At 65.5% G+C, this 21,092-nt stretch carries 19 protein-coding genes; 8 read left to right on the top strand and 11 right to left on the bottom strand.

The window, feature by feature from the left end:
- Positions 1-2: 2 nt before the first annotated feature.
- From GFD32_RS04715 to GFD32_RS04685, 7 genes are all read right to left on the bottom strand, one after another.
- Entirely contained in the window at positions 3-434 is a 432-nt protein-coding gene (locus GFD32_RS04715) for a GNAT family N-acetyltransferase (protein WP_163575406.1), read from the bottom strand.
- Positions 435-485: 51 nt separating this feature from the next.
- Positions 486-1,664: a cupin domain-containing protein gene (locus tag GFD32_RS04710; RefSeq protein ID WP_163575405.1), complete on the bottom strand. Its 1,179-nt coding sequence runs from the start codon at positions 1,662-1,664 to the stop codon at positions 486-488.
- A gap of 182 nt (positions 1,665-1,846) precedes the next feature.
- Positions 1,847-3,211, bottom strand: a complete 1,365-nt coding sequence (gene purB, locus GFD32_RS04705) for an adenylosuccinate lyase (protein ID WP_163575435.1) — start codon at positions 3,209-3,211, stop codon at positions 1,847-1,849.
- 52 nt (positions 3,212-3,263) lie between these two features.
- Positions 3,264-3,905, bottom strand: coding sequence for a high frequency lysogenization protein HflD (gene hflD, locus GFD32_RS04700; protein WP_163575404.1), 642 nt, complete (start codon positions 3,903-3,905; stop codon positions 3,264-3,266).
- The gene (gene mnmA / locus GFD32_RS04695; protein WP_163575403.1) at positions 3,902-5,032 is read right to left on the bottom strand and encodes a tRNA 2-thiouridine(34) synthase MnmA; all 1,131 of its coding nucleotides are present in this window, start codon (positions 5,030-5,032) and stop codon (positions 3,902-3,904) included. The genes hflD and mnmA overlap by 4 nt, the downstream gene beginning before the upstream one ends.
- Positions 5,033-5,214: 182 nt before the next feature.
- Positions 5,215-5,664 (bottom strand): NUDIX domain-containing protein, encoded by a 450-nt coding sequence (locus GFD32_RS04690; RefSeq protein WP_163575402.1) that lies wholly within the window; start codon positions 5,662-5,664, stop codon positions 5,215-5,217.
- Positions 5,661-6,254 carry a pseudouridine synthase gene (locus tag GFD32_RS04685; protein WP_163575401.1) on the bottom strand — a complete coding sequence of 198 codons (594 nt, stop codon included), beginning with the start codon at positions 6,252-6,254 and terminating at the stop codon, positions 5,661-5,663. Before GFD32_RS04685 ends, GFD32_RS04690 begins: the two co-directional genes overlap by 4 nt.
- A 118-nt stretch (positions 6,255-6,372) precedes the next feature.
- Here GFD32_RS04685 and icd point away from each other — a divergent pair, with 118 nt between their 5' ends.
- From icd to clpA, 3 genes are all read left to right on the top strand, one after another.
- Positions 6,373-7,629 carry an NADP-dependent isocitrate dehydrogenase gene (gene icd / locus GFD32_RS04680; protein ID WP_163575400.1) on the top strand — a complete coding sequence of 419 codons (1,257 nt, stop codon included), beginning with the start codon at positions 6,373-6,375 and terminating at the stop codon, positions 7,627-7,629.
- A 233-nt stretch (positions 7,630-7,862) separates the two neighbouring features.
- Positions 7,863-8,192: an ATP-dependent Clp protease adapter ClpS gene (gene clpS / locus GFD32_RS04675; RefSeq protein WP_163575434.1), complete on the top strand. Its 330-nt coding sequence runs from the start codon at positions 7,863-7,865 to the stop codon at positions 8,190-8,192.
- 138 nt (positions 8,193-8,330) lie between these two features.
- Positions 8,331-10,607 (top strand): ATP-dependent Clp protease ATP-binding subunit ClpA, encoded by a 2,277-nt coding sequence (clpA, locus tag GFD32_RS04670; protein ID WP_163575399.1) that lies wholly within the window; start codon positions 8,331-8,333, stop codon positions 10,605-10,607.
- A gap of 129 nt (positions 10,608-10,736) precedes the next feature.
- Here the strand turns inward: clpA and infA are convergent, their stop codons facing one another.
- The 3 genes from infA to aat all read right to left on the bottom strand — a co-directional run bounded on the left by infA (position 10,737) and on the right by aat (position 12,580).
- Positions 10,737-10,955, bottom strand: a complete 219-nt coding sequence (gene infA / locus GFD32_RS04665; protein WP_010627817.1) for a translation initiation factor IF-1 — start codon at positions 10,953-10,955, stop codon at positions 10,737-10,739.
- A 131-nt stretch (positions 10,956-11,086) separates the two neighbouring features.
- The gene (locus tag GFD32_RS04660; protein ID WP_163575398.1) at positions 11,087-11,824 is read right to left on the bottom strand and encodes an arginyltransferase; all 738 of its coding nucleotides are present in this window, start codon (positions 11,822-11,824) and stop codon (positions 11,087-11,089) included.
- A gap of 12 nt (positions 11,825-11,836) precedes the next feature.
- Positions 11,837-12,580 (bottom strand): leucyl/phenylalanyl-tRNA--protein transferase, encoded by a 744-nt coding sequence (aat, locus tag GFD32_RS04655; RefSeq protein ID WP_163575397.1) that lies wholly within the window; start codon positions 12,578-12,580, stop codon positions 11,837-11,839.
- A 186-nt stretch (positions 12,581-12,766) separates the two neighbouring features.
- On the opposite strand from aat, the gene GFD32_RS04650 reads away from it, so the two are divergent.
- Positions 12,767-15,790, top strand: coding sequence for a DNA translocase FtsK (locus GFD32_RS04650; RefSeq protein ID WP_407081068.1), 3,024 nt, complete (start codon positions 12,767-12,769; stop codon positions 15,788-15,790).
- Between the two features lie 135 nt (positions 15,791-15,925).
- Positions 15,926-16,555, top strand: coding sequence for an outer membrane lipoprotein chaperone LolA (lolA, locus tag GFD32_RS04645; RefSeq protein ID WP_163575396.1), 630 nt, complete (start codon positions 15,926-15,928; stop codon positions 16,553-16,555).
- Positions 16,556-16,736: 181 nt separating this feature from the next.
- Here lolA and GFD32_RS04640 read toward each other — a convergent pair whose 3' ends face one another.
- Positions 16,737-18,074 carry a replication-associated recombination protein A gene (locus GFD32_RS04640; RefSeq protein ID WP_163575395.1) on the bottom strand — a complete coding sequence of 446 codons (1,338 nt, stop codon included), beginning with the start codon at positions 18,072-18,074 and terminating at the stop codon, positions 16,737-16,739.
- A gap of 254 nt (positions 18,075-18,328) precedes the next feature.
- Here GFD32_RS04640 and GFD32_RS04635 point away from each other — a divergent pair, with 254 nt between their 5' ends.
- The 3 genes from GFD32_RS04635 to trmA all read left to right on the top strand — a co-directional run bounded on the left by GFD32_RS04635 (position 18,329) and on the right by trmA (position 20,961).
- Entirely contained in the window at positions 18,329-18,874 is a 546-nt protein-coding gene (locus GFD32_RS04635; RefSeq protein ID WP_163575432.1) for a hemerythrin domain-containing protein, read from the top strand.
- A 156-nt stretch (positions 18,875-19,030) separates the two neighbouring features.
- Positions 19,031-19,807, top strand: coding sequence for a glutamate racemase (murI, locus tag GFD32_RS04630; RefSeq protein ID WP_163575431.1), 777 nt, complete (start codon positions 19,031-19,033; stop codon positions 19,805-19,807).
- A 44-nt stretch (positions 19,808-19,851) separates the two neighbouring features.
- Positions 19,852-20,961 (top strand): tRNA (uridine(54)-C5)-methyltransferase TrmA, encoded by a 1,110-nt coding sequence (gene trmA, locus GFD32_RS04625; protein WP_163575394.1) that lies wholly within the window; start codon positions 19,852-19,854, stop codon positions 20,959-20,961.
- The last annotated feature ends 131 nt before the right edge of the window (positions 20,962-21,092 follow it).

Genomic DNA, 21,092 nt, shown 5'->3' with positions numbered 1-21,092 from the left:
TATCAGGGGGTGAAAGACAAGTGCATGTTGCGATGCGGAATTCCGGCATCCATGAACGCCTCGCCGAAGGTCCTGAACCCGAGGCGCTCGTAGAAGGGCAGGGCATGGGTCTGGGCGGCGAGTTCCACGGCGGGGTGGCCGTCGCGCCGCGCCGCTTCGATGGCGGCCCGCATCAGCGCCACGCCGATGCCCAGGCCGCGTGCCTCGGCAAGCACGGCGACACGGCCGATATGGGCGTCGGGGAGCAGTCTCGCGGTTCCCACCGGTCGGCCATCGAGCCGTGCGAGGAAGTGGATGCAGTCGCGGTCGCGACCGTCCCACTCTTCCGCCTGGGGCACGTGCTGCTCTTCGATGAATACCGCGTGGCGGATCTCGGTAGCCTCGGGCCCCAGTGTCTCCCAGTCGCCCTCATGGACCTCCAGCACTTGCGTCATCTCTCACCTCTCGCTTTTCTTGTACTCGTGTACTCGGGGCTGATCCAGCGGCTACTCCTCTTGCTCGTCGTCGACCCAGCCGAGGCTGCCTGCATCCAGCAGAGCGGTGATCGTCTCGCCGGCGCCGGCGATGTCCAGTAGCTCGACGTCCAGCGGGGCGTTCGCGCACAGGGCCTGCGCCAGCCCCAGCTCGCAGTCGACGCCATCGCCATCGGCGAACAGCGTTGCGCGACCGTTGCCCAGATCATGCCACGCGAAACGCGAACCGGGCATGTGCTGCAGGGTTTCGCCGTCGTGTAGTGCGGCGACAAGATCGTCGACCGGAGTCGCTGTCTCGTTGGGAACGAGCTGGTCGACGTACTTGGGTTGGGTCATCGCACGACCGAACCACTGAGCCAGCTGTTCGGGGTCGTCGAGGGTGTCGAGAATGAGGCGGCGCATGCGCGCTACGGCATCGGCGTCCAGCTCGCCGGGGTCGTCGGGCGGTGCCAGGTCGGGGTCGGCGTAGCGTAGCGAAGTGGGCAGCTGTTCACCGAGATAGTCGGCAAAGGAGGTGATCGCTTCGTCTGCGGAGGGAGCGCGGAAGCCCACCGAGAGGGTCAGGCAGTCGTCGGACTGGCTGACGCCGTGGTGTGCCCAGCCGGGCGGCAGGTAGAGCATGTCGCCGGGTTCGAGAACCCAGTCGTCCCCCGGCGTCACCTCGAAACGCTCGAGAATGCGCAGGTCGATGCCGGCGATGATCGGTGCATCGTCGGCCACCTTGCCGCCCAGCTGCCAGTGCCGCCGACCGATGCCCTGGAGCAGGAAGACGTCGTACTGGTCGACATGGGGACCAACGCTGCCGCCCGGCGGGGCGTAGCTGATCATGATGTCGTCGAGTCGCCAGCGGGGCAGAAAGTCGAACCGATCGAGCAGCTCGGCCACTTCCGGCACGTAGTGGTCCACGGCCTGCACCAGCAGTGTCCAGTCGCGCTCGGGCAGCTCGGCGAACACGGTCTCGTCGAAGGGGCCGTGGCTCACCTGCCAGGGACCATCGTTGCCATGCTCTTCGACGATGCGAGCCTCGACGCCCTCCTCGCAGGCGAGGCCAGCCAGTTCGTCGGGGTCGAGCGGACATTGAAAGTCGGGAAAGGCGCCGCGGATCAGCAGCGGCTTACGCTGCCAGTGGTCGCGCAGGAACTCGGCGGCGCTCAGGCCGCCGAGCATCGACAGGGGGGTATTGGAGGACATTGGGGCTACCTCTTGCAATGCTGAAGCCATGGGTGGCTTCGAGTCGCGGCTGTTCCGGCGACAGGCCTGCGAGGGGCGCTGTAAATACATCCCTGTACGCTACTTTTGCCATCCATGGCAAAAGACCCCCTCTACGGCCTGTCCCCGGCGCCGCTCACCTTGGTGGTGTCAGCTCTTCCAGCTTATAGCTTGCGGGCTTGCTCGCTGGCGTTACCGATGTAGTTGGCCGGCGTTAGCGCCTTGAGCTCTTCCTTTACCGCCTCGGGCAGTTCGAGGGTGTCGATGAAGGCTTTGAGCCCGGGCTGATCGATGCGCTTGCCGCGGGTCAGCTCCTTGAGCTTTTCGTAGGGCTTCTCGATGCCGTAGCGGCGCATCACCGTCTGGATCGGTTCGGCGAGCACCTCCCAGCTGGCGTCGAGATCCTCGGCGATGCGCGCCGGGTTGGCCTCGAGCTTGCCGATGCCCTTGAGCGAGGCTTCGTAGGCGATCAGGCCGTAGGCCAAGCCGACGCCCAGGTTGCGCAGCACCGTGGAGTCGGTGAGGTCGCGCTGCCAGCGGGAGATCGGCAGCTTCTGGGCCAGGTGACCGAGAACGGCGTTGGCAAGCCCCAGGTTGCCCTCGGAGTTCTCGAAGTCGATGGGGTTCACCTTGTGGGGCATGGTCGAGGAGCCGATCTCGCCCTCGACGGTCTTCTGCTTGAAGTAGCCCAGCGAGATGTAGCCCCAGACGTCGCGATCGAAGTCGATGAGGATGGTGTTGAAGCGGGACACCGCATCGAACAGTTCGGCGATGTAGTCATGAGGCTCGATCTGAGTGGTGAAGGGGTTGAAGGTCAGCCCCAGGCCTTCGACGAAGGTGCGGGCGTTGGCTTCCCAGTCCACCTCCGGGTAGGTCGCCAGATGGGCGTTGTAGTTACCCACCGCGCCATTGATCTTCCCCAGGATCTCGACGCCCTCGATCTGCGCGAGCTGGCGGCGCAGGCGGTAGGCGACGTTGGCCATCTCCTTGCCGAGCGTGGTGGGGCTCGCCGTCTGGCCGTGGGTGCGCGAGAGCATGGGTTGCCCGGCGTGTTCATGGGCCAGCGCAGCGATGGCGTCGGCTACTTGACGCATCACCGGCAGCAGGGCTCGGAGACCATCGGTCAGCATCACGCCGTGGGAGAGGTTATTGATGTCCTCGCTGGTGCAGGCGAAGTGCACGAACTCGCTGACGGCGTGCAGCTCCGGAACCTCGGCGATCCGCTCCTTGAGGAAGTACTCCACCGCCTTGACGTCGTGGTTGGTGGTGGCTTCGATCGTCTTGATGCGTTCGGCGTCCGCCACCGAGAAATCGCGGATCAGCCCTTCGAGGAAGGCCGTGGCCTCGGCGGAGAGCGGCGGCACCTCGGTGATGCCGGGTTGCTCGGCGAGCCGCTGCAGCCAGCGCACCTCGACGGTGACCCGGGCGCGGATCAGGCCGAACTCGCTGAAGTGTTCGCGCAGGATGGCGGCCTTGGCGGCGTAGCGGCCGTCCACGGGAGAGAGGGCGGTGAGAGAGGAAAGAGGCAGGTCTGCAGCTTGCATGGTCGAATTCCGGGTGGATAGTGAGCGATGCGCGCGGTCAGTTCAGTTGGTCCAGGGCTTTTTTGAGAGCGCTGCGCTGGAAAACCAGCTTCCAGCGCCGCCCGCCCTGCTGGTGCCACAGCAGGGCGAAGCGGATGCCGGCGAGCAGGATGGCGCGCACCCGCTCGGGCATCATGCGGTGCTGCAGCAGCGAAGGATCGCCCTGTACCACGATACGCGTCTTGAAAGTGGAGAGCGTCTCCTGATAGGCCTCGCCGAGGCTGGCGATGACGTTCTCGTGGGTAGTACCGAAGTGTTCGGCCTGACCCTGGATCCGGGTCAGTTTCTCGCCCAATGCGTCCATCATGGCCGTGTTGCTGCGCAGCTTGTTCATCAGCAGCAGCATCGAGAAACCGTAGCGCAGCACGGCGGGGTTGGCCTGCCGACGACCGATTACCGCCTCGAGCACTTCGAGGCCACGGCGTAGGTTGTTGGGGTGGCCGCCGTAGATGGCTTCGAAGCTCTCCGGGCTGGTATCCACGGTGGCTTCGATGAGTGTCTCCCAGGGGCGTGGCTCTACCTGGCCGGTACGGGCCAGTTCGTCGACCAGGCTGGCCGCCTGGAAGACGCCGGCGAGTGCCAGCGCCTGGCGGGCCACCGGCGAATCCGGGGCGCGATGAATCGGGGTGGTGGCGGTCATGGGCGACCCTCCGTGGCGTTCCAAGTGTCGCGGATCACCCCGCCGCCGAGGCAGATCTCGCCATCGTAGAGTACCAGCGACTGGCCGGGCGTGACGGCGCGCTGAGGTGCATCGAAGCGCGCCTCCACGCCGCCATCCTTCCGCGTGTGGACGGTACAGGGCACGTCAGACTGGCGGTAGCGTACCTTGGCGGTGAGGCGTCCGGTGCCGGTGGGCGGTTCACCGGCCACCCAGTCCATGGGTTCGGTGGCGAGGCTGTCGGTGTAGAGCAAGGGGTGATGCTTGCCTTGTACGGCAATCAGAACGTTGCGCTCGAGATCCTTGGCGGCCACGTACCAGGGCTCTTCGGGGTAGTCGGTCAGTCCACCGATGCCCAGTCCCTGGCGCTGGCCCAGGGTGTAGTACATGAGGCCCATGTGTTCGCCGATCACGTCGCCCTCTGGTGTTGCTATTACCCCCGGCTGGGCGGGCAGGTACTGCTTCAGGAAGTCGCGGAAGCGCCGCTCGCCAATGAAACAGATGCCGGTGGAGTCCTTCTTTCTCGCCGTCGCCAACCCATGGCGCTCGGCGATGGCGCGCACCTCGGGCTTTTCCAGTTCGCCCACCGGAAAGAGCGTGCGGGCGATGGCCGCTTCCGGCACGGCGTGCAGGAAGTAGCTCTGGTCCTTGTTGGCATCGAGACCCTTGAGCAGGCGTGGGCGGAGCTGGCCGTCGATGTCGCCGCGTACTTCGCCCTGACGTACGTAGTGCCCGGTGGCGATCTTCTCGGCACCGAGCATCTCTGCATACTCCAGGAATACCTTGAACTTGATCTCGCGGTTGCACAGGATGTCCGGATTCGGCGTGCGCCCGGCCCGGTATTCGGCGAGGAAGTGCTCGAAGACGTTGTCCCAGTATTCGGCGGCGAAATTGGCCGTATGGAGCTTGATACCGAGTTTCTCGCACACGGCCTCGGCGTCCGCCAGGTCGGCCTTGGCGGTGCAGTACTCGGTGCCGTCGTCTTCGTCCCAGTTCTTCATGAACAGGCCTTCGACCCGGTAGCCCTGCTCGAGCAGCAACAGGGCGGAGACGGAGGAGTCGACGCCGCCGGACATGCCGACGATCACCTTGCCAGGGGTGGCGGTCATGGGCGCTCTCGGGTGATGTATCTCGAATGGGACGGGATTGTACCTTATCCTGGCTTCGAGCTTCGAGCTTCGAGCTTCGAGCTTCGAGCTTCGAGCTTCGAGCTTCGAGCTTCGAGCTTCGAGCTTCGAGCTTCGAGCTTCGAGCTTCGAGCTTCGAGCCTGCTCGTAACTCGTAGCTGATTCTATCGCTCGTGGATCACGTCCATGGGATAGAACTTGCCGGCCAGAGCATCGCGTACGCGGCGCATGACCAGGGGGCTTCTCAACTGGCCGGCACGCTCCAGCGCTTCCAGTTCCTCCAGGGTCAGCCAGTGCACGCCGAGAATGTCGGAGTCCAGTGGCGTGCCGAGATGGGCCAGCGCCATTCCGAAGAAGCCGTGGCTATGGAAGGTGGCGCCGCTCGGGGCTTCATAGACGTACATGCCCAGATAGTCGGTAATGCCGACCTGCCAGGCGGTCTCCTCGCGCAGTTCGCGCAGTGCCGCCTCGCGGATGCGTTCGCCGGGTTCCAGGTGCCCGGCCGGTTGATTGAAGCGCGTTTCTCCGCCGTCGGGGCGCTCCTCCACCATCAGGAAACGGCCGGCGCGCTCCACCACGGTGGCCACGGTGACGTGGGGCTGCCAGCGATTCATCGGCGTCTCCTCCGAGGTGACGAGCGGCGTGGGGCATGCAGTGCTTCGCGCCGCCACTGGCCGGGTGCCAGCCCGTCGAGCCGCCAGGGTCCGATGGCCACGCGCACCAGGCGCAGGGTGGGGTGACCGACGTGCGCCGTCATGCGGCGAACCTGACGGTTGCGTCCTTCAGTGATGGTGAGCTCGAGCCAGGTGGTGGTCGGGTGGCGTTTGGCAGACACCGGCGGTTGGCGTTCGGGCAGCCCGGGCACGTCGAGCCGACGCAGCTTGGCGGGGCGGGTCGGGCCGTCGTTGAGTTCGACGCCGCGGCGCAGGGCGGCCAGAGCGGCCTCGTCGGGGATACCCTCGACCTGGACGCGATAAGTCTTGGGCTGCTTGTGGCGCGGGTCGCTGATGCGATGGATCAGTTCGCCGTCGCCCGAGAGCAGCAGCAGACCCTCCGAGTCGTAGTCGAGCCGGCCGGCGGGATAGATCCCCGGAACGCCGATGACCTCGGCCAGGGTCGCGCGCCGCTCACCCTCGCCGCGCTGGCGGTCGGTGAACTGCGAGAGCATGCGGTAGGGCTTGTGCAGCAGGTACAGTGCGCTCATTCGACCAAGGTCTTGCTACCATGGATTGTCGACAAATCTCGCTCCAAGCCTACTCCGATCCGCACGGTGAATGCTATACTCCGCGCTCCACTGAACAGACCAGACAGGGGAGTTCTCAATGGGGTTCCAGAAAATCGTCGTCCCTGAAGGCGGCCAGAAGATCACCGTCAACGCTGACAACACCCTGAACGTGCCTAACGAGCCGATCATTCCGTTCATCGAGGGTGATGGTATCGGCATGGACGTGACGCCCGCCATGAAGATCGCCATCGATGCGGCCGTGCAGAAGGCATACGGCGGTGAGCGCAAGATTCACTGGATGGAGGTCTACGCTGGCGAGAAGGCCACCCAGGTCTACGACGCCGACACCTGGCTGCCCGAGGAGACCCTGGAAGTCGTCAAGGACTACGTCGTTTCCATCAAGGGCCCGCTGACCACCCCAGTAGGCGGCGGCATCCGCTCCCTGAACGTGGCCCTGCGCCAGAAGCTCGACCTGTACACCTGCCTGCGCCCGGTGCGCTGGTTCGAGGGCGTGCCGAGCCCGGTGAAGAAGCCTGCCGACGTCGACATGGTGATCTTCCGCGAGAACTCCGAGGACATCTATGCCGGCATCGAGTGGAAAGCCGGTACCCCGGAAGCCGACAAGGTGATCAAGTTCCTGCGCGAAGAGATGGGCGTTCAGAACATCCGCTTCCCCGAGAACTGCGGCATCGGCGTCAAGCCGGTTTCCGAGGAAGGAACCAAGCGCCTGGTACGTCAGGCCCTGCAGTACGCCGTGGATAATGACCGCGAGTCGGTGACCCTGGTGCACAAGGGCAACATCATGAAGTTCACCGAAGGCTCCTTCAAGGATTGGGGCTATGAGCTGGCCAAGGAGGAGTTCGGTGCCGAATTGCTCGACGGCGGCCCTTGGATGACCTTCAAGAATCCCAAGTCCGGCAAGGACATCGTGGTCAAGGACGTGATCGCCGACGCCATGCTGCAGCAGATCCTGCTGCGTCCGGCCGAGTACGACGTCATCGCTACCCTGAACCTCAACGGCGATTACCTCTCCGACGCCCTGGCGGCCGAGGTGGGCGGCATCGGCATCGCGCCGGGTGCCAACCTCTCCGACGCCGTTGGCATGTTCGAGGCCACCCACGGCACCGCGCCGAAGTATGCCGGTCAGGACAAAGTCAACCCCGGCTCGCTGATCCTCTCGGCCGAGATGATGCTGCGCCACATGGGCTGGTTCGAGGCGGCCGACCTGGTACTCAAGGGAATGGAAAAAGCCATCTCCAAGGGCGAGGTGACCTACGATTTCCATCGCCTGATGGACGATGCCAAGCTGCTCAAGTGCTCCGAGTTCGGCCAGGCCGTCGCCGACAACATGTAACGGCGGTTGCGTGGCTTGGGCCCCTGTCCGCCAGACGGTGGACAGGGGCCCTTGCGTTGGAACCTGCTGCCGCTGCGGTAGATGAAGGGAAATTCGGTGAACCCCGCCGGCGCCATGCCGTCCAATTGCATTGGAGGTGCCTGATGGCGCGCGGCTTGTCGAGAGGGTGTGTGGCTCTTATGTTCAAGACGGATGGTCCTCGGGACTGGCTGGTGAAGGGTAGTGTCGCGGGCATGACGCAGCTCTCGCAGCCCCAGGAGGATGATGACGGCGACCTGTCCGTGCAGTCCTCGGACCCCGAGCTGGCCCGCCCGCCGATGTACAAGGTGGTGTTGCACAATGATGACTTCACTCCCATGGAGTTCGTGGTGGAGGTGCTGCAGTCCTTTTTCCACATGGACGGCGAGACGGCGGTGCAGGTCATGATGACGGTGCATACCCGGGGCAAGGCCACCTGCGGCATCTTTACCCGCGATATCGCGGAAACCAAAAGCCATCAGGTCAATCAATATGCACGTGAGTGTCAGCATCCGTTGCTGTGCGATACTGAAGCAACGGACTGACGGCTGGCATGGTCAGACGGGATGTGAATGGCGTCGTTGAGTGTCCGACTTGCAACGGCCGCGTTTGTGCCCGATGTTGATTGATGCCGGACTGTGAAAGATCCGACGCAAGCCCTAAGCGGCGAGAAGGGGACTGCCATGCTGAGCAAAGAACTTGAACTGACCCTGAACACGGCCTTCACCGTGGCGCGCTCCAAGCGCCACGAGTTCATGACCGTGGAGCACCTGCTGCTGGCCTTGCTCGACAATGCCTCGGCGGCAGACGTGCTCAGGGCTTGTGGGGCCAACCTCGACAAGCTGCGGTCCGACCTGCAGGACTTCATCAACTCCACGACGCCGCTGATCCCCGAGGACCAGGGCGACCGCGAAACCCAGCCCACGCTGGGCTTCCAGCGGGTGCTGCAGCGTGCCGTTTTCCACGTGCAGTCATCCGGCAAGAGCGAGGTGACCGGCGCCAACGTGCTCGTGGCGATCTTCTCCGAGCAGGAGAGCCAGGCGGTCTACTTCCTGAAACAGCAGAACGTGGCGCGAGTGGATGCGGTCAACTACATCGCCCACGGTATTTCCAAGGTGTCCGGCCATGGCCAGAACCCTTCCTCGCCGTCGCCGGAGTCCGAGGAAGCCGAGGAGGGTGGTGCCGAAACCAACGCCAACCCGTTGACCGGCTACGCCACCAACCTCAACGAGCAGGCACGGCTGGGCAAGATCGATCCGCTGATCGGCCGCGACCACGAGCTGGAGCGCGTCATCCAGATCCTGGCGCGGCGGCGCAAGAACAACCCGCTGCTGGTGGGTGAAGCCGGCGTCGGCAAGACGGCCATTGCCGAGGGGCTGGCCAAGCGCGTGGTCGAGGAGGACGTGCCGGAAGTGATCGGTGATGCCGTGGTCTATGCACTGGACATGGGTGCATTGCTGGCTGGCACCAAGTACCGCGGCGACTTCGAGAAACGATTGAAGAGCCTGCTCGCCGAGCTGCGCAAGCAGCCCAACTCCATCCTCTTCATCGACGAGATCCACACCGTGATCGGTGCGGGTGCCGCCTCCGGTGGCGTGATGGATGCCTCCAACTTGCTCAAGCCGCTGCTCTCCTCGGGCGAGCTGCGCTGTATCGGCTCCACCACCTTCCAGGAGTTTCGCGGCATCTTCGAGAAGGATCGCGCGCTGGCCCGTCGCTTCCAGAAGGTAGATGTCATGGCGCCCTCGGTGGAGGACACCATTCGTATCCTCAAGGGCCTGCGCTCGCGCTTCGAGGAGCACCATCAGCTCAAGTATACCGACGGCGCCCTGGAGAGCGCAGCTCGCCTGGCGGATCGTTACATCAACGACCGTCACCTGCCCGACAAGGCCATCGACGTGATCGACGAGGCCGGCGCTCACCAGCGGCTGCTGCCGCCGGAGGTGCGCATCGACACCATCGACGTCGACCAGGTCGAGGCGGTGGTGGCCTCCATCGCGCGGATTCCGCCGAAGAGCGTATCCAGCTCGGACCGCAAGCTGCTCGAGAACCTCGACCGCGATCTCAAGATGCTGGTGTTCGGTCAGGACGAGGCCATCGACAGCCTGTCGGCGGCCATCAAACTGTCGCGGGCCGGTCTCAAGTCGCCGGACAAGCCGGTGGGCAGCTTCCTGTTTGCCGGCCCCACCGGTGTCGGCAAGACCGAGGTGGCCAGGCAGCTGTCGCACATCATGGGCATCGAGCTGGTGCGCTTCGACATGTCGGAGTACATGGAGCGCCACACGGTGTCGCGCCTGATCGGCGCTCCCCCGGGCTACGTCGGCTACGATCAGGGCGGCCTCCTGACCGAGGCGATCACCAAGCAGCCGCACTGCGTGCTGCTGCTCGACGAGATCGAGAAGGCGCACCCGGAAGTGTTCAACCTGCTGTTGCAGGTGATGGATCACGGGCGACTCACCGACAACAACGGCCGGGAGGCGGACTTCCGCCACGTGATACTGATCATGACCTCCAACGCCGGGGTCGAGCAGGCCACGCGTCGTTCCATCGGCTTCCAGACCCAGGATCATTCCACCGATGCCATGGAGGTGATCCGCAAGACCTTCTCGCCGGAGTTCCGTAATCGCCTGGACGGCATCATCCAATTCCACTCGCTGCCCACCTCCGTGGTGCGCAACGTGGTGGACAAGTTCCTGGTGGAGCTGCAGGCCCAACTGGACGAGAAGCGCGTGCAGCTCGATGTGGACGAAGCGGCGCGCAGCTGGTTGGCCGAGAAGGGCTACGACCCCGACATGGGCGCGCGCCCCATGGCACGCCTGATCCAGGAGAAGCTCAAGAAGCCGCTGGCCGAGTTGATCCTGTTCGGCGAGCTCGCCGAGCACGGCGGTGTGGTGCATGTCAGCGTGGAAGACGACGAATTGCACCTGGCCACCGAATCGGAGCTGGCCGACGCTCCCTGACGGCGGAGCATCATCCGGCAACACGACACAGCGCCCTGTCTACGGACGGGGCGTTGTCTTGTGATGCGGTTTGCCGAGCTTGTATACGGGTACCGGCGTGTGGCGCTGTGGCGGGGTGCGAGCGAAGGCTCAGCGCGAGCGGTAGACGATGCGACCCTTGGTCAGGTCATAGGGAGTCAGCTCGACCTTGACCTTGTCGCCGGTGAGAATGCGGATGTAGTTCTTGCGCATCTTGCCCGAGATGTGGGCGGTCACGACGTGACCGTTTTCCAGCTCGACCCGGAAAGTCGTGTTGGGAAGGGTATCGACGACGACGCCTTCCATTTCGATATGGTCTTCACGTGCCATATAGGCGATTCCTCGCTGATGATGGTTTGAAACCGACCGGTCGGGGTGCGTGCTGCACGTAACGTCCGACCCGTGCCGGATAGCGCGGTATTGTGCCGCAAGGCGGTCGTCAAGGCAAAGGAACGCCCTTCTCAGGTGGCAATCATGCGTCGCCAGTGGCGGCCGTCGAGAATCTCCAAGGGCTGGTAGGCCTCTTTGTAGGCCATCTTGCGACATTCGCGGATCCAGTAGCCCAGGTAAACGTGGGGCAGTCCCAGCCGCTCGGCATGCCTGACCAGGCTGAGCACGGCGAAAGTGCCTAGCGAGCGGCGGTTCCACGCCGGGTCCGGGTCGAAGAAGGTATAGATCGCCGAGAGGCCGTGGTCGAGGTGGTCGTAGGCCGTGACGCCGAGCAGTCGCTCGCCGAGGCGGAACTCCATCAGGCGGGCGTAGGGCTCGTCCAACGTCAGGAAGGTGCGGTACTGTTCGTGGCTCGGCGGATACATGTCGCCGTCGGCGTGGCGGGTGCGGATATAGCGGTCGTAGAGTGCATAGTGCTCGGCATCGAAGAGCGCTGGACGTACGTGCCAGCTGAGATCGGCATTGCGGCGTCGTATGCGGCGCTGGCTACGGCTGGGCGTGAAGTCGGCGACCGGTATTCGTGCCGAGATGCAAGCGCTGCAACCTTCGCAATGCGGGCGATAGAGATGGCGTCCGCTGCGGCGGAAGCCGAGCAGGGCCAAGGCATCGTAGATGCCCTGGCTGTGGGATTCCTGAGGGTCGAGGAAGAGCGTGGTGGCCTCGCGATCTGCCAGATAGCTGCAGGCATGAGGTACCGTCAGGAAGAAGCGCAGGTCGCGCACCGGCTGATGGGGCGCATTGCTGCTCACGGCGACCGCCTCCTATGTGAGTGCATGAGGTGTCGATGGACATGCGGCGTCATCGGGCTGTGGCCAGACCGGCAAAGGGTGGCCGAAGTGCCGTTCCGCCGGGCTTTCCAGGCACTCTTCAAGATAGCCGATGAATGCCCGGCGAGCGATGTCACGGGCCCCGAGGCGCTCCAGATGGGCGGTATGCATCTGGCAATCGATCAGCCGCCCGCCGCCTGCCTGCATGGCACGCACGAGATGCACCAGCGCGACCTTGGACGCATCGCGCTCGTGGGAGAACATCGACTCGCCGAAGAAAGCGCCGCCCATGGCCACGCCGTAGAGCCCCCCCACCAGCCGCTCGTTTCGCCACACCTCCACCGAGCGGGCGAAGCCCATGGCGTGAAGCGTGCCGTAGGCCTGACGCATGGCAGCAGTGATCCAAGTGCCCGGCTGACCGGGTCGCGGAGCGGCACAGGCGGCAACCACCGCATCGAAGCGGCGGTCGAAGGTGACCGAGAAACCGCCGTTGCGCAGCCGCTTGGCGAGGCTTCGCGAGACGCGCAGTGCTTCGGGAAAGAGCACCATGCGCGGCTCCGGGCTCCACCACAGGATCGGTTGGTCGTCGCTGTACCAGGGAAAGATGCCCCGGGCGTAGGCGGCAAGCAGCCATTCGGGCGTCAGATCGCCGCCGGCGGCCAAGAGGCCATCGGGGTCGCGCAGCGCTTGCGAAAAGGGAGGGAATGCGACCGGGGACTTGGGCAGCCAGGGCAGCATGAGCGGCGCTTCTCCGCGTGAATGAACGCTCAGTGTGACGATGCCGCGGCAACGTCTCAAGCGCGAGGTGTCCTTCCCTGTGCGCTGGCGCGTCGTCCCGGTATGATGGACGGTCGAGATCGATTCGGACCATTCGAGGCTTCTGCAAGGCGCCGCTGTCGCGGCGCGAGGGGGAAACAGTTGAGCGTGAAGGAGAAGCGGGCCTCGGCACGGGCCACGGCCGAACAGGCTCGAGCCAGCGCCAAACGGTTCGGACTGCGCCTGCAAGGGGCGGCGCGCGAGGGCGTGGTGATCGTGCTGTTGGCCGCGTGCGTATTCCTGCTGCTGGCACTGTTCAGCTATCAGCCCACCGACCCCGGCTGGTCGCAGCGTGGGCCTGAGACGGCCGTGACCAACTGGATGGGCCCCATCGGTGCCTGGCTGGCCGACGTGCTCTATTCGCTGTTCGGTGCCAGTGCACTATGGTGGCCCGGCATGCTGGGCTTCGCCGGCTGGTGGTTGGTGCGCTCGCGACAGGTGCGCTTCGAGTGGGATGCCACGGCACTGGCCGTGCGCCTGGGCGGACTCGTGCTGCTGCTGCTGGGCACCACCACCCTGGGGGCACTGCACTTCTACAACCCCGACAGCCTGTTGCCCTATGCCGCGGGAGGGATTCTCGGCGAAGGCCTGGTGGGGGCGCTGGTTCCCCTGGTGGATACCGGCGGCACCGGTCTCCTGGCGGTGGCGGCCATGCTGTGTGGCTTTCCGCTGTTCAGCGGCCTGTCATGGCTGACTGTCATGGACGAGACGGGGCATGGGGCGCTCCGGCTATGGCGATGGGCGGCAAAGCCCTTTGGCCTGGTGCGCGAGCGCCGAGAAGCACGCGCTGTGGAACGTGAGGCCGAGGCTGATGATGCGGAACCGGTAGAGGAGGAACGGCCGTCGTCGAATCAGCCGCCACGTCGCCGCTGGTGGCAGCGTAGGCGACGTGAGACCGCCGATCCGGCGGCAGAAAGCGCTCGAGAGCCTGGGCTGGCGGATACCTATGGCAATGACGGCGATGTGCAGATCCCCTGGGAAGTGCCCGAGCGCACGCCTTCTGCCAAGCAGCCGTCGGCGGCCTATGCCGCCCGGTCGGCGAGCCCCGCCGAGAACGCCGCCTCCGAACCGGCCCGCTCGCCGCTCAGCGCCCGCCGCGACGAGCCGGATCCGCCGACCGCTGGCATGCCGCTGCGCGCCCGAGAGCCCGAAGCGACGAGCGAAGGTGAGAGCCAAGGTGATGCGACTCCAGCGCAGGCGTCCGTGCCCGGCCGCGAAGCGTCGGCATCATCGCCAGCCGCTCGACGCGAGCCGAGCATGAACGACTGGCAGCCGACCGAGCCGGAGCCAGACGACAACGAACCGCGGCTGGGCTGGGACGACATGAAGCCGGAGGCTGGCGCAGAGCGTGATGCTGCCATGACCTTCGCGCCGCCCGAGCCGGCCGATGCCGAATACGAGGAAGAATCCGACGGTCCGGCGCGAGACGATCAGGCCGCCGGTCTGCGAACCTGGCGTGAAACGCAGGGTGGAACACCCGATACCCAGGGAGCCGCGGCCACGCCACGCCACGCCACGGCAGAACAGGGGCGTGATGCGGCGGAGGACCCCGAAGGTCCAGCGCTGTGGACGGTCGAGCATCTGCAGAGCCAGCGCCCGGTGCTCGACGGCTTGCCGGAGCCGGATGGCGAATTACCGAGCCTGCGCCTGCTCACGCCACCCGAGCCTCACCAGCAGAACTACACCCAGCAGCAGCTGGCCGACATGGCGGAACTGCTCGAAACGCGCCTGCGTGAATACGGCGTCAAGGCCGAGGTGGTTCACACCTGGCCGGGGCCCGTCATCACGCGCTTCGAGATCAAGCCGGCGGCTGGGGTGAAGGTCTCCAAGATCAGTAACCTGGCCAAGGATCTGGCGCGTTCGCTGATGGTCAAGAGTGTGCGCGTGGTAGAGGTGATTCCCGGACGGCCCACGGTGGGCATCGAGATACCCAACCCGCACCGTGCGATGATCCGACTGCGCGAGGTGATCGACTCCGACCGCTACCAGGAGGCCGCCTCGGCGCTCACTCTGGCGCTCGGTCAGGACATCGGCGGTGGCCCGGTGGTGGCCAACCTGGGCAAGATGCCCCACCTGTTGGTGGCCGGCACTACCGGCTCGGGCAAGTCCGTGGGGGTCAACGCCATGCTGATCTCGATGCTGCTCAAGGCCACGCCCGACGAGCTGCGCCTGATCATGGTCGACCCCAAGATGCTCGAGCTCTCCGTCTACGACGGCATCCCGCATCTCCTGGCGCCGGTGGTCACCGACATGAAGGAGGCCGCCAACGCCCTGCGCTGGTGCGTCGCCGAGATGGAACGGCGCTACAAGCTGATGGCCGCCATGGGAGTGCGCAACATCGCCGGCTTCAACGCCAAGCTCGACGAGGCGGAGCGCGCCGGTGCCCAGGTCGCCGACCCGCTGTGGGAGCCGCAACCGTGGCAGATGCACGAGCATCCCCCGGTGCTCGAGAAGCTGCCCTACGTCGTGGTGGTGATCGACGAGTTCGCCGACATGTTCATGATCGTCGGCAAGAAGGTCGAGGAACTGATCGCGCGGCTGGCGCAGAAGGCTCGTGCCGCCGGCATCCACCTGATACTGGCCACCCAGCGGCCCTCGGTGGATGTGGTCACCGGCCTGATCAAGGCCAACATCCCCACGCGCATGGCCTTCCAGGTCTCTTCCAAGGTCGATTCGCGGACCATCCTCGACCAGGGCGGGGCCGAAAACCTGCTCGGCCACGGCGACATGCTCTACCTGCCGGCGGGTGCCGGCTTGCCCACCCGCGTCCACGGTGCCTTCGTCGACGACGACGAGGTGCACCGCGTGGTGGAGGACTGGAAACGTCGCGGCGAACCGGAATACATCGAGGAGATCCTCTCTGGGGGCGTCACCGCCGACGCGCTTACCGGCCTCGAGTCCGATGGTGGCGAGGGTGGCGGTGATGCCGAGCAGGACGCACTCTACGACGAAGCCGTGGCCTTCGTCACCGAAAGCCGCCGCGCCTCCATTTCGGCGGTGCAGCGCCGCTTCAAGATCGGCTACAACCGCGCGGCGCGCCTGGTGGAGGCGATGGAAGCCGCGGGGGTGGTCTCCTCAATGGGCACCAACGGCGCGCGCGAAGTGCTGGCAGGGCCGCCGGCGGGGGATTGACGATGTCGCCACCCAGCGACGCCAGCGGGTAACCGTGCAATCATCCTGCAAGCGTCGGCGGGCGCGCAACCCACCGGCGCGGTGGCAATCCGAGTGACAGGAGTGTCGTGCAACCGTCCAAGGAGACTCATGACGATGACCGTGAAAAAACGCTTGGCCGTGCTGGCTGCGGCCCTTGCCGTACCGACGGCGGTGCTGGCCAACGACGGCGCTGAGCGACTGACCGCCATACTCGAGCCGCTCGAGTCCTACCAGGCCAGCTTCGAGCAGTTGATCCTTGATGGCGGCGGCGAACGCCTGCAGGAGACCCGTGGCCGGATGTGGCTGTCGCGTCCCGGCAAGTTCCGCTGGGAGGTCGACGCTCCCTACGAGCAGGTGGTGGTGTCGGACGGTGAAGAGGTCAGTCTCTACGATCCCGATCTGGAGCAGGTCACCGTCCAGGCGCTCGATCAGCGCGTCACCCACACGCCTGCCCTGCTGCTTTCCGGCAGCGCTGACGAACTCACCGAGAGCTACGAGGTTTCGTATCGCCAACAGGAAGGGGGCGATAGCTTCACGCTGGTGCCCAAGGCTTCCGATACTCTCTTCGAGGAGCTTGAGATGACCTTCCGCGACCGGCGCCTGCGTTTCCTGCAGATGACCGACAGCACCGGTCAGGAAACCGCCATCGAATTCCGCGATGTGGTGATGAACTCGTCCATCGACGCGGCGCGTTTCGAACTCGAGGTACCCGACGGCGTCGATGTGATTCGTGAGACGCACTAGGCCCGGCTTCGCCGGTCAGAAGCTTGAAGCTGGAAGAGCGCCGCTTCGCGGCTGGAAGCTAGAAGAGAACCCGACCCGGCTTCGCCGGGAGCGGTAGGCTTGAAGCGAGAAGAACACCGCCTCCGAGGTCTTGCCTTGGAGGCGGTGTCATTTAGGCGGCTATCCAGCTTCCAGTTCGGCGTTACGCGCCGTCGTTCGCTTCGGCGTCGAGGTTGTCCCGCCACGCCATCAGTTCGCCGTACCGCTTCTCCTGACCGTATCCGGTGGGCCGATAGAAACGCTCCCGAGGTGTGTCATCCGGCCAGCAGTCGTGGGCGCTGCCCGCCGGATAGCCGTTAGGCTCGTTATGCGCGTAGCGATAGCCATCGCCGTGGCCCAGCGACTCCATCAGCTTGGTGGGCGCATTGCGCAGGTAGGTCGGCACCTCGAGGCTCGGCTGGGCGGCAACGAACTGCTTGGCGCGCTTCCAGGCTTGGTCGATGGCATTGCTCTTGGGCGCCACGGCGAGGTGGATGGCGGCATGGGCGATGGCGCGTTGGCCCTCGTAGTCGCCCAGGCGCAGGTAGGCGTCCCAGGCGGACATCGTCAGGGGCAGGGCACGCGGGTCGGCGTTGCCTACGTCCTCGGAAGCAATGGCGGCCAGGCGGCGGACGATGTCCAGCGGGTCGCCGCCACCCTGAACGAAACGGGCGATATACAGCAGCGCCGCATCGGGCCGCGAGGAGCGCACCGACTTGTGAATGGCCGAGAGCAGGTCGTAGTAATGATCGCCCTGCTTGTCGAAGGCGCTGGCCTGATGGCCGAGTACATCGTCGAGCGCCTTGCGCCTGAGTGCCTCTCCCCCTTCGGCGGAGGCCTCGGTGAAGTCGCAAGCGGTCTCCAGCAGCCCCAGCGCCCGGCGCGCATCGCCGGCAGCAGCGCGCGCCAGCAGGCCGAGGACCTCGTCGTCCACATGGATTTGCCGCTCGCCCAGGCCGCGCTCGCCGTCGGCCAGGGCGCGGCGCAGCACCTCGACGAGCTCCGTCTCGCCGAGAGGTTTGAGCACGTGCACGCGGGCCCGCGACAACAGCGCCGAATTGACCTCGAAAGAGGGGTTCTCGGTGGTGGCGCCGATCAGCGTCAGCAACCCCGACTCGACGTGGGGCAGCAGGGCGTCCTGCTGACTCTTGTTGAGGCGATGGATCTCGTCGAGGAACAGCAGAGTGGCGCGGCCCTGCGCCTGCATGGCGCGGGCTCTCTCCACCGCAGCGCGGATCTCCTTGACCCCAGCCATCACCGCCGACAGACGCTCCAGGTGGGAATCCGACTCTTCGGCGAGGATGTCGGCCAGGGTGGTCTTGCCGCTCCCGGGGGGGCCCCACAGGATCATCGAGCGCACCTTGCCCGTCTCGACCATGCGTGCCAGCGGCTTGCCAGGTCCGACCAGCGCTTGCTGGCCGACGTAGTCGGTCAGCCGCCGGGGGCGCATGCGGAAGGCGAGCGGTGCGGCAGCGTCGCTGGCCGTTGCGAAGAGATCCATGGGCTTGTCCTTGCAGAGGTATCGGCAACGGTGCCGAATCGGAGAGTTGGGATCAAGCGTTGAAATGTGATTAGCGGCCTTGTCAATATGACATTTGATGATAGGCGCAGTGAGCGCAAACGCACTAGGGTGATACAGCATCACTGGCCATGCGCGTCGCGACGTTGACGTGGCACTGAACCTACCCCCCGCGATGCGACTCCAATTCGATATGCCGTTCACCCGCAGGTAGTAGAGGAGGCTTCGACATGCCCATGCTGACCCAGCTGCGCCAGGATCATGCCAACATGGCGCGCATGTTGCACGTCCTTCAGCTCAAGCAGAAGACCCTGTCCGCTGGAGAGCGGCCCAACTTTCAACTGGTTCGGGAGGTGGTCGACTACATTCTCGACTACATGGAAGGTTTCACCCAGCCACTGGAGCGCGTACTGGCAGAGCGTCTCCAGGCCAAGCAGCCCGATTGCCAGGTGTTGACGGAACGTCTGAGCTGCGACTACCAGGCGTTGCGCCGCCAGTTGAAGCGCTTGTCCAACGACATCGACATGGTCCTGATGGACGCCGTGGTCCCGATGGACCGCTTCGCCGACGATCTCAAGGCCTACCTCGATGCCCACCGCGCCTACCTGCGCGATGAGCGCGAGCTGCTGTTCCCGCTGATCCGTGAGCATTTCGATGACGACGACCTGGATCAGCTCGCCGAGGCGCTGCCGGAAGGCGCCGCAGCCGAGCTGGAACGGCTCCAGCAGGCGTATCCCGAACTCTATGCCGAGCTGAAGGAGGCTCCCGAGCCTGCCACCTGAGTCACTCGCGGGACCGCTGCAGGCTTTGCCCGACGCCCAGGGCTGCTAGAATGGGCGCCTCGTCGTCGCGGAGCCCTGCTGCATGATCCCCGTTTCGCTCCGCTCCCGTCGGTTCTGCCGGCGGGAGCGCTTCACCGGATGGACCTTCGCCGCCCCATGCCCGGCCCGATCCTGATCTTCGACTCTGGGGTCGGCGGCCTGTCGGTGGTCGCCGAACTGCGCCGCCAGCTACCCGGCGCGGCGCTGGTCTACGCGTGCGACAACGCCATGCTGCCCTACGGTCTCCGTCCCGATGCCTGGTTGGTGGCGCGCATCCTGGCGGTGTGCGAGGCGGCCGTGACGGCCAGTGGCTGTGCGGCGCTAGTGGTGGCCTGCAATACGGCCAGTACCCTGGCACTCGATGCACTGCGCGCGCGACTCTGCGTGCCGGTGGTGGGTACGGTACCGGCCATCAAGCCGGCCGCCCGACTCAGCCGAAACCGCCATCTTGCCCTGCTGGCGACCAGTGCCACCGTGGCACGACCCTACACGGAGCGGTTGATTCGCGAGTTTGCCAGCGATTGCCGGGTGGAGCGCGTGGCAGCCGATGGCCTGGTGGTGCAGGCCGAGCGGCAAGTGTCGGGAGACGCGGTCGACGAGGATGCCATTCGTGCGGCGCTGGCCCCGCTGTGGCGGTCGCCCACGCTGGATACTCTGGTGCTGGGCTGCACGCATTTTCCGCTACTGCATCGCGAAATCGCCGCGGCAGTTTCCTGGCCGGTAACGCTGATCGATTCGAGTGCCGCGATCGCCCGCCGCACGGGCCAGGTGGTGGGCGACGTCGCTGCGCATCGCGGGGTGGATGCGAGCCTGGCCACTGCGCCCGATGCGCGCCTGGCTCGCGCATTGGCCCGCTTTGAGTTTGCCGAACCGCGCCTGCTGACCGTCGGTTGAGCGTCCCTTGCATTTTCCTTTGCCGTTACCCGATCGGAGTTGCCGTGTCCATTCCCGTTGTCGACCCGCCCCGCTATGACGACCAGCTCGCTGCCAAGTGCCAGCGTATCCGTCGCCAGTTCGCCCGTTTCGCACCGCCCGATCTAGAGGTCTTTGCCTCGCCGCCGAGCCACTTCCGGCAGCGCTGCGAGTTCCGCATCTGGCACGCCGGGGACGATCTCTTCTACGCGATGTTCGCGGTCGATCCCGATGACCCCAAGCAAAAGAGGGTGGTGCGCCTCGACCAGTATCCGGTGGCCAGCCGGCGCATCAATGCGCTGATGCCGCGCTTGCGCGACGTGCTGCTGGAAAGCCCGGTGCTGCGTCACAAGCTCTTCCAGGTGGAGTTTCTCACCACGCTCTCCGGCGCGGCGCTGGTCACGCTGATCTACCACCGCCAGCTGGACGACGCCTGGGAGGTCGAGGCCCGCCAGTTGCAGGAGCGGCTGGGTATCGACATCATCGGGCGGGCCCGCAAGCAGCGCCTGGTGCTCTGCCGCGATCATGTCTGGGAGCGGCTGGAGGTGGAGGGGCAGACCTTCCATTACCAACAGGTGGAGAACAGCTTCACCCAGCCCAACGCCGAGGTGTGTCGCTCCATGCTCGCCTGGGCGCGCGATGCGACGCGGGGCAGCCAAGGTGGCGATCTGGTGGAGCTGTATTGCGGCAACGGCAACTTCACCGTGGCGCTGGCCGAGAACTTCCGCCGCGTGGTGGCCACGGAAATCTCGCGGGTGTCGGTGGTCAGTGCGCAGCAGAACCTGGCAGCCAACGGCATCGACAACGTGCATGTGGCACGTATGTCCGCCGAGGAGTTCGCCGAGGCCTTGGCCGGCGAGAAGACGGGGCGACGAGTAGCCGCCATGGCGCTCGGCGATCATGACTTCTCCACCGTGCTGGTCGACCCGCCGCGGGCCGGCCTCGACGAGGCGAGCTGCCGTCAACTGAGCGAGTATCGGCGGATCGTCTATATTTCATGCAACCCCGATACGTTGGAGCGCAATCTGGAGTTCCTCAGCCAAACCCATGACATCGAGCGTCTGGCGCTGTTCGACCAGTTTCCCTGGACCGGCCACTGCGAGTGCGGAGTGCTTTTGGTTCGCCGTGAAGCCTGAGCCCCGCTGCGTCTGACGGGGAAGTCAAGCCGTCATGACGCCGGGCGCGATGCGTAAGCGACATGCTCCATGAAAAGGCCGGCATGTCGGTGGGTTGTGATCGAGGGCTGGAGTAAGCTTGCGTCAGCAAT

It is taken from the genome of Halomonas faecis (genome assembly GCF_010993975.1).
Lineage (GTDB): Bacteria > Pseudomonadota > Gammaproteobacteria > Pseudomonadales > Halomonadaceae > Halomonas > Halomonas faecis.
Note: the sequence above shows the minus strand (reverse complement) of the source record. Positions and strands in the feature narration are given on the sequence as shown.

Coding starts and splice junctions, on each gene's coding strand:
- mnmA (WP_163575403.1), bottom strand. CDS start 5,032: ATGACCGCCACCCCTGGCAAGGTGATCGTCGGCATGTCCGGCGGCGTC.
- clpA (WP_163575399.1), top strand. CDS start 8,331: ATGCTGAGCAAAGAACTTGAACTGACCCTGAACACGGCCTTCACCGTG.
- hflD (WP_163575404.1), bottom strand. CDS start 3,905: ATGACCGCCACCACCCCGATTCATCGCGCCCCGGATTCGCCGGTGGCC.
- GFD32_RS04715 (WP_163575406.1), bottom strand. CDS start 434: ATGACGCAAGTGCTGGAGGTCCATGAGGGCGACTGGGAGACACTGGGG.
- infA (WP_010627817.1), bottom strand. CDS start 10,955: ATGGCACGTGAAGACCATATCGAAATGGAAGGCGTCGTCGTCGATACC.
- aat (WP_163575397.1), bottom strand. CDS start 12,580: ATGCTGCCCTGGCTGCCCAAGTCCCCGGTCGCATTCCCTCCCTTTTCG.
- murI (WP_163575431.1), top strand. CDS start 19,031: ATGCCCGGCCCGATCCTGATCTTCGACTCTGGGGTCGGCGGCCTGTCG.
- GFD32_RS04710 (WP_163575405.1), bottom strand. CDS start 1,664: ATGTCCTCCAATACCCCCCTGTCGATGCTCGGCGGCCTGAGCGCCGCC.
- icd (WP_163575400.1), top strand. CDS start 6,373: ATGGGGTTCCAGAAAATCGTCGTCCCTGAAGGCGGCCAGAAGATCACC.
- GFD32_RS04635 (WP_163575432.1), top strand. CDS start 18,329: ATGCTGACCCAGCTGCGCCAGGATCATGCCAACATGGCGCGCATGTTG.
- lolA (WP_163575396.1), top strand. CDS start 15,926: ATGACCGTGAAAAAACGCTTGGCCGTGCTGGCTGCGGCCCTTGCCGTA.
- GFD32_RS04640 (WP_163575395.1), bottom strand. CDS start 18,074: ATGGATCTCTTCGCAACGGCCAGCGACGCTGCCGCACCGCTCGCCTTC.
- GFD32_RS04690 (WP_163575402.1), bottom strand. CDS start 5,664: ATGAATCGCTGGCAGCCCCACGTCACCGTGGCCACCGTGGTGGAGCGC.
- GFD32_RS04685 (WP_163575401.1), bottom strand. CDS start 6,254: ATGAGCGCACTGTACCTGCTGCACAAGCCCTACCGCATGCTCTCGCAG.
- clpS (WP_163575434.1), top strand. CDS start 7,863: ATGACGCAGCTCTCGCAGCCCCAGGAGGATGATGACGGCGACCTGTCC.